The 7,001-nt window shown below is 50.9% G+C and carries 6 protein-coding genes; 2 read left to right on the top strand and 4 right to left on the bottom strand.

Annotated elements, in window-relative coordinates; all coding sequences use genetic code 11:
• Window positions 1-518 precede the first annotated feature (518 nt).
• The 3 genes from Q7T66_RS13040 to yjgA form a co-directional block, all read right to left on the bottom strand.
• Window positions 519-1,181, bottom strand: coding sequence for an alpha/beta hydrolase (locus tag Q7T66_RS13040; protein ID WP_304933740.1), 663 nt, complete (start codon window positions 1,179-1,181; stop codon window positions 519-521).
• A gap of 62 nt (window positions 1,182-1,243) precedes the next feature.
• The gene (gene mog / locus Q7T66_RS13035; protein WP_304933739.1) at window positions 1,244-1,858 is read right to left on the bottom strand and encodes a molybdopterin adenylyltransferase; all 615 of its coding nucleotides are present in this window, start codon (window positions 1,856-1,858) and stop codon (window positions 1,244-1,246) included.
• Window positions 1,836-2,426, bottom strand: coding sequence for a ribosome biogenesis factor YjgA (gene yjgA, locus Q7T66_RS13030; protein WP_304933738.1), 591 nt, complete (start codon window positions 2,424-2,426; stop codon window positions 1,836-1,838). Before yjgA ends, mog begins: the two co-directional genes overlap by 23 nt.
• 84 nt (window positions 2,427-2,510) lie before the next feature.
• On the opposite strand from yjgA, the gene pmbA reads away from it, so the two are divergent.
• Window positions 2,511-3,875 carry a metalloprotease PmbA gene (gene pmbA, locus Q7T66_RS13025; protein WP_304933737.1) on the top strand — a complete coding sequence of 455 codons (1,365 nt, stop codon included), beginning with the start codon at window positions 2,511-2,513 and terminating at the stop codon, window positions 3,873-3,875.
• A gap of 177 nt (window positions 3,876-4,052) precedes the next feature.
• Window positions 4,053-5,132, top strand: a complete 1,080-nt coding sequence (locus Q7T66_RS13020; RefSeq protein ID WP_304933736.1) for a TRAP transporter substrate-binding protein — start codon at window positions 4,053-4,055, stop codon at window positions 5,130-5,132.
• Between the two features lie 168 nt (window positions 5,133-5,300).
• Here the strand turns inward: Q7T66_RS13020 and Q7T66_RS13015 are convergent, their stop codons facing one another.
• On the bottom strand, window positions 5,301-6,998 hold the full coding sequence (locus Q7T66_RS13015; protein WP_304933735.1) for a TRAP transporter large permease subunit: 1,698 nt from the start codon (window positions 6,996-6,998) through the stop codon (window positions 5,301-5,303).
• Window positions 6,999-7,001: the final 3 nt, after the last annotated feature.

Here is a 7,001-nt window from a genome sequence, read left to right as displayed (position 1 = left end):
AACGTCAGATGCGGTTAAGGTCAACTGCAAAATCAAACCGCAACCGCAACCGCAACCGCAACCGCAACCGCAACCGCAACCGCAACCGCAAGATCAACTTCTTACATGCGCTTGATTGCATTTTGAATTAGCTAGCAACAATGCTGGTGCCACTGAACCGCCGTTGAAGTTAAACCGCTGTGACGCTGCCGTTTGTGCGGAGCAGAAAATGGATAAAGAAGTGAACGCTGTTTGAGCCGTAGGCGAGTTTCGTTCGCTTCCCATTTTTTGATTTGCACAAACGGGAAGCCCGAAGGGCCAGCGGCTTCGCGGTCGCCTTCTTTTGCTTACTTTTCTTGGCGAAGCAAGAAAAGTGAGTAGCTGCCGGGCTACCCCCGGCTACTGACTAACAACAAGAAAACACCGTTGAATCAGCCAAAAATAAAACAACAAAAATTTCCAATCAATCGACAGGAAACTCCAGTCGAAAAAAAGACGCGTCAAGCGCGTCTCCCATAACCATCAATCAAAACAAAATCTCAAGCCAACACGCGCTTCAAAAAGTTGCTGATATCAATAATCTCTTCCATGCAAACAGAGTGCGGCATATCGTATTCATGCCATTCAACGTCGTAGCCATGCTTCTGTAACAGCGCCAGCGTTTGCTGCGCACGTTTAACAGGAATCACCTGATCTTCAAGACCGTGACCGTAGTAAATCGGAATGTTCTTGTTAGCTTCGCTACGTTCAGCTTCGAACGACGCTTCCAGCGGTAGATAGCCTGAAAGGCACAGCAGGCCGCCGAGTTTTTCCGGGTAGCGCAAACCTGTCTGGAAAGTCATCGCACAACCTTGCGAGAAACCGCCGATCAAAATTTTGTCTGCTGCAATGCCACGTTCTTTTTCACGTTCGATTAATGCATTGATATCGACTTGCGAACTGCGCACGCTGTCTTCATCATCATCACGACCAAACTCGGATGCCGAGATGTCGTACCAAGCGGGCATCATGCGGCCGCCATTGATGGTGACTTCGAGCATCGGTGCATGCGGGAATACGAAACGGATGGCAGGGCAGCCTTCGAGCTTCAATTCTTTGACGATAGGTACAAAGTCATTGCCATCGGCGCCTAGACCATGCATCCAGATGACGGCTACGGTTGGGTTCGGTGCGGTGACGAGTTCGACGGTTTTCAGAGTCATGATGTGATTTGAAATTGCGAGAAAAGATTTGCTGGAAATTAGTGAAAATGAATTACTGGGAATTATTTTGCTGGGCGAATCGCGTTCTTCGGACGCCAGGCTTTGCAGATAGATTCATTGGTTTCGACGTAGGGGCCGCCCATCAAATCGATGCAATAAGGCACTGCAGCAAAGATGCCGCCGACTATTTGCTTGCCGTCTGCGTCTTTCAAGCCTTCCAGCGTTTCCTTGATGGATTTAGGTTGGCCAGGCAGATTCATGATCAGGGCAGCGTGATCTGCGGTTTCGCGGATGACACTGACTTGACGCGAGAGGATTGCGGTCGGGACGAAGTGCAAGCTGATCTGGCGCATTTGTTCGCCGAAGCCTGGCATCTCTTTAGTGGCGACAGCGAGTGTTGCTTCAGGTGTCACATCACGACGTGCTGGACCTGTGCCGCCCGTTGTGATGACCAGATCGCAGCGCTCGACATCGACCAGTTCGATCAATGCTTTTTCGATCGCGTCTTGTTCATCCGGGATCAGGCGAGTTTCCATTGTCCACGCACTGCTGAGTGCGGCGGTGAACCATGCTTGCAATGCCGGAATGCCTTGATCTTCATATACACCGCTGGAGGCGCGGTCGGAAATCGATACCAGACCGATTTTCAATTCATCAGGATTGGTCTTCTTCGACATCGTCTTCGTCATCCGTTGGTTGTGCAGCCGGTGCTTGCAGTGATTTCAGAATCTGGAACAGTTCGCGGTAGGCTTTCGGCGGTTTGTTCTCAGCTTGTTCTTTGCGTGCATTGCGAATCAGTGTGCGCAAATGCTGTGCTTCGAGTTGCGGATTCTGTTCCAGCAAAACGGTCAATGCTTTGTCGTCGGCCAGCAGCTTGTCGCGCTTGCGTTCGATCGCATGCAGTGCGGCGGTTTCTGACTTCGATGCGCCTTTCCAGCTGTCGAGCATTTTCTGGATGGCAGCGAGTTCGTGTTCTTCCAGCGAACGCATTTTTTTGCCGACATATTGCAATTGACGACGACGGCCTTCGTGATCCTTGATGAGTTGGCATTCAAGGATGGCATCGCGTACGTCTTCCGGCATAGGGACGCGTTTGACGCGGTCGCGCGGCTCGGCAATCAGTTCTGCGCCCAGCTTTTGCAGGGCGGTCATCTGGCGTTTGAGCTCGGATTTGGAGGGGCGCTCGTATTCCTGTTCGAATTCTGTGGACTGGAAGCCGCAGGAGCCTCGGTTGGGATTTGGCATGATCTGAGGGTAAGGCGTATAGCCATTCTGTAAACGACTGCTATCATAACTGTTTTATACGCATTCCCGAAGAAAACGACCCCCATGAGCGAATCAGTGTTTATACATAGTCAAGATCAGTTAAAGCAACTTGCGCAGGATGTTTTGCGTTATGCAAAGGAAAAAGGCGCGTCTGGCGCCGCAGTAGAGATCAGCGAAGGCAGCGGTTTGTCGGTTTCCGTACGCAAGGGCGGCGTCGAAACGATAGAACAAAACAAAGACAAGGGCATGGGCGTGACGGTATATCTGGGCGAAGAACGCCATATCCGTCGAGGCAATGCGAGCACTTCCGATTTTTCGCAAAAAACGTTGAAAGATACGGTCGAAGCGGCATACAACATTGCGCGGTTTACTGCGGAAGATGATTGCGCCGGTTTGCCGGATGATGATTTGCTGGAACGTAACCCACGCGATTTAAAACTCTGTTACCCATGGCTGATTTCAACCGAAGAAGCGGTCGAATTGGCCAAGCGCGGCGAGGCGGCAGCGTTCGCGGTCGACAAGCGCATTACCAATAGCGAAGGTGCTAGCGTCTATGCGCAGCAATCGCATTTTGTTTCCGCTAACTCACGCGGTTTCATAGGCGGTTATCCGTATTCGCGTCACACAATTTCTGTCGCACCGATTGCAGGCAAGGGCAGCAATATGCAGCGCGACGACTGGTATACGTCGATGCGCGATCCGAAAAAATTGGCAGCGCCGGAAGCGGTTGGTCGTTACGCCGCGCAACGTGCGTTGGCACGTTTGAATGCACGCAAGATCGATACGCGTAATTGCCCGGTATTGTTTGATGCGCCATTGGCGGCTGGTTTATTGGGTGCATTTGTGCAAGCCGTTTCCGGTGGTGCGCTGTATCGCAAATCTACTTTCTTGCTGGATTCGCTCGGCAAATCTGCTTTCGCTGCCCACGTACAAATTAAAGAAGACCCGCATGTCGTAGGCGCGGTCGGCTCTTCACCCTTCGATGAAGAAGGCGTAAAAACCAGCAGCCGTGATGTCGTCAAGGACGGCGTGGTGCAGGGATATTTTCTGTCCACGTATTCCGCACGCAAGCTCGGCATGCAGACGACCGGCAATGCCGGCGGCTCGCATAATTTGTCGATGACATCGTCATTGACGGTACCGACTGATAATTTCAAAGCCATGCTGAAAAAACTTGATACCGGTTTGCTGGTCACCGAGTTGATGGGCCAGGGCGTGAATTATGTGACCGGCGATTACTCGCGCGGCGCGTCCGGCTTCTGGGTCGAGAAGGGCATTATTCAATACCCGGTTGAAGAAATCACGATCGCTGGCAACATGAAAGATATCTTCATGCAGGTGGTCGCAATTGGTGCAGATACTCTGGTTCGCGGGACCAAACAAACCGGTTCAATATTGATTGAAAATATGGTGGTTGCTGGTGGTTAATACGACGTTTTCGTAGTATGGTTATGCCAGTTGTTTATCGCGAAAGGCTGCAAATTTTTATTACTTTGCAGGGCTTACGCCACACTTACAACTCAGTTTTTTATTCCGCATATTCGGCGAATTTTTTCGGCGAACATGCTTGATAGAAGCCTTGTCCTTAACCAATCAGGAGACAAAATGGAACGTCGTTCATTCCTTAAAAAAGCAGCAGTTGGTGCATCGGTTGGCGCGGTTGCTGTGCCATCTTTTGCACAAGCTAATCCAACGATCAACTGGCGTCTGGCATCCAGCTTCCCTAAATCGCTAGATACGATTTACGGCGCAGCTGATGTATTTACCAAACGTGTGTCACAACTGACTGACGGCAAATTCAATATCCGTCCTTTCGCTGGTGGCGAAATTGTTCCAGCGTTGCAGGTCATGGACGCAGTGCAAGCCGGTACGGTTGAGATTGGCCATTCGGCTTCTTACTATTATTTCGGTAAAGACCCTACATTCGCATTCGACGCGGTGGTTCCTTTCGGCCTGACTTCGCGTCAGCAAACCGCATGGTTCGACCAAGGCGGCGGCCGTGAATTGACCCGTGAATTCTTCAAGGATTACGGCATTGTCAATTTCATGGGCGGTAACACTGGTACCCAAATGGGCGGCTGGTTCCGTAAAGAAATCAAGGAAGTAAAAGATCTGCAAGGCTTGAAAATGCGTATCGGTGGTTTCGCCGGTCGCGTTATGCAACGTCTCGGCCTGGTGCCACAACAGATCGCTGGTGGCGACATCTATCCTGCGCTGGAAAAAGGCACGATCGATGCAGCTGAATGGATCGGACCTTACGACGATGAAAAACTCGGCTTCAACAAGGTTGCTCCGTTCTACTACACACCAGGTTGGTGGGAACCAAGCTTGCAACTCTCGTTCTACATCGGTATCAAGGAATGGGAAAAACTGCCTAAGCAATATCAGGCTGCAGTAGAAGCTGCTTCCTACGAAGCACACGTTGTCATGCAAGCGGAATACGATGCACGTAATCCAGCCGCATTGGCACGTTTGCTGAAGAACGGTGTCAAGCTGCGTCAATTCTCCAAACCGATCATGGAAGCTTGCTACAAAGCTGCTGTTGAAACGATGGATGAAGAAGCCGCGAAAAATGCCAAGTTCAAGAAGATCTACGAACCGTGGAAACGTTTCCGCAACGATCAGAACCAATGGGCTTCGGTTGCTGAAGCGCCGATCCAGAACTTCATGATCGGTCGCAAGTAAGTAATTCTTGCCTTAACAAAAACCCGCAGCGCGTTTGCCCTGCGGGTTTTTTAACGTCTGCCAATTGACGATCTTATCTTGCGAAAAATGGTGGCAACTTGCTATTCGTTTTGGGCATAAAAAAATCCCGCAGAGCTAATCATGCGGGATAGGCAGGAGCAAAACTAATTACTTCTTGTCTGGTTCAGTCGAGAAGTTGAGGGCTGGTGCTTCCTCGCTTGCTTCTGCAGGTTTTTCATCACCGCCTGAGAAGTTCAGTTCCGAGCCGCCGCGAGAGCCATATTCTTGACCTCCCCCCATATCGATCTGCAACTCGATCTTTTCATGCATATCGGTTTTTGAATCGACCGAGATCAGTTTCGGGAAGGCGATGATCAATGTGACCATGATCACCTGGATCAATACAAACGGTACCGAGCCCCAATAAATATCCGATGTCTTCACCTCTTTCGGGGCGACGGATCGTAAATAGAACAGGGCGAAGCCGAACGGTGGATGCATGAACGAGGTCTGCATGTTGACGCTCAACAGAACGCCAAACCAGATCAGATCAATCCCCAGTTTTTCAGCAACCGGACCAACCAAAGGTACCAAGATGAACGCGAGTTCAAAGAAGTCCAGGAAGAAAGCCAGGCCGAAGAACATGATGTTGACCACGATCAGGAAGCCGGCTGTGCCGCCTGGCAATGATGTCAGCAAGTGTTCAACCCACAGATCGCCATTGACGCCGCGGAAGATCAGGCCGAATACGCTGGAACCGATCAGGATGAACATGACGAAGCAAGACAGACGCGATGTTGAGTTCATCGCTTGCTTCAACAAGCTCCATGACAGACGACGATTCATCAAAGCCAGAACCAGTGCGCCGAACGCGCCCATGCCGCCGCCTTCAGTTGGCGTTGCGATACCGACGAAAATCGTACCGAGCACCAAGAAAATCAATGCCAGCGGAGGCACTAATACAAACACTACTTTTTCGGCCATTTTCGACAGCAAGCCGAGCTTCATCTTGCGATTGATCACTGCTAATACGAACGCGCCTATGATGCCCAGGCTAGCTGCATAGATTGCGCCTTCGTCGGCATGCAGTTTTGGATTGCTTGCCAGCAGGATGCCTTCGATTGCGAAGCAGACTGCGATGGTGGCGATGATCAACAACAAAAGTGAGACTACGCCGCTATTGCCATTTGGTTCGCGCAGATTACGCGCTTCCAGTGGCAAGGCGGGTACCCAGGTAGGTTTGATGATGGAGATGATCAGTACATAACCTGCATACATTGCGGTCAGCATTAAACCAGGGAAGAAAGCGGCTTGATACATATCGCCGACGGAACGACCAAGTTGATCTGCCATCACGATCAGTACCAGTGATGGCGGGATGATCTGCGCTAGCGTACCTGATGCAGCGATGACACCACTGGCCAGTTTTTTATCGTAGCCATAGCGCAGCATGACCGGCAGTGAAATCAAGCCCATCGAAATGACGGATGCAGCGACCACGCCGGTGGTTGCTGCCAGCAGAGCACCGACGAAAATAACTGCGTAAGCCACACCGCCACGCAAAGGACCAAACAATTGGCCGATGGTATCGAGCAAATCTTCAGCCATCCCTGAACGTTCCAGAATCAATCCCATGAAGGTGAAAAATGGAATCGCCAGCAAGGTGTCATTCGCCATGATGCCGAAAATACGATTCGGCAAAGCTTGCAACAGTTCAGGTTTCAACAAGCCCAGTTCGATACCGACCAGACCAAAAAACAGGCCGTTGGCAGCGAGCGAAAAGGCAACTGGAAAACCGGATAGTAAAAATACGACGAGCGCGCCGAACATGATCGGCGCCATGTTCGCAATGAGAAATTCAGTCATGTG

The organism is Herminiimonas sp., assembly GCF_030655415.1.
This window is presented reverse-complemented; position numbering and strand designations above follow the sequence as displayed.

Coding starts and splice junctions, on each gene's coding strand:
- Q7T66_RS13040 (WP_304933740.1), bottom strand. CDS start 1,181: ATGACTCTGAAAACCGTCGAACTCGTCACCGCACCGAACCCAACCGTA.
- mog (WP_304933739.1), bottom strand. CDS start 1,858: ATGTCGAAGAAGACCAATCCTGATGAATTGAAAATCGGTCTGGTATCG.
- yjgA (WP_304933738.1), bottom strand. CDS start 2,426: ATGCCAAATCCCAACCGAGGCTCCTGCGGCTTCCAGTCCACAGAATTC.
- pmbA (WP_304933737.1), top strand. CDS start 2,511: ATGAGCGAATCAGTGTTTATACATAGTCAAGATCAGTTAAAGCAACTT.
- Q7T66_RS13020 (WP_304933736.1), top strand. CDS start 4,053: ATGGAACGTCGTTCATTCCTTAAAAAAGCAGCAGTTGGTGCATCGGTT.
- Q7T66_RS13015 (WP_304933735.1), bottom strand. CDS start 6,998: ATGACTGAATTTCTCATTGCGAACATGGCGCCGATCATGTTCGGCGCG.